Origin of the sequence: Parahoeflea alexandrii (assembly GCF_027214025.1) — a bacterium.
In the GTDB taxonomy this organism is placed as follows: Bacteria; Pseudomonadota; Alphaproteobacteria; order Rhizobiales; family Rhizobiaceae; genus Hoeflea; species Hoeflea alexandrii_A.
Window position 1 is genome coordinate 1 of the sequence record NZ_JAPWHB010000043.1, and the last position, 266, is coordinate 266.

Genomic DNA, 266 nt, shown 5'->3' on the forward strand with positions numbered 1-266 from the left:
CAATCGGGGAAACCGCTGCGCTTTGGGAACGAGCGAGGCTGAAGTTCGCAAGGCGACATTGAACTTTTTAGACCGTCTCGATGCTCATCCCATGAAGGTTGCGGGGCGAGAATTGACGCAGAGCCTGGCGGCCACCGGCATCGCCTTGTTCCTGTATTCGGGTAAGCAGGCCTACTCGTATCTGATCGCTGCCCTCGTCGGAGCCATGAAGGATGGCAATGGCGGCTATCTATTGACGGCTTCCGATTACCTCAACGGCCGTGGAA

General features: G+C 57.1%; 1 protein-coding gene. It reads left to right on the forward strand.

Annotated elements, in window-relative coordinates:
* Positions 1-22: 22 nt before the first annotated feature.
* Positions 23-266, forward strand: a 244-nt coding sequence (locus O4H62_RS26340; protein ID WP_269391856.1) for a hypothetical protein, incomplete at its 3' end; no start/stop codon positions are given.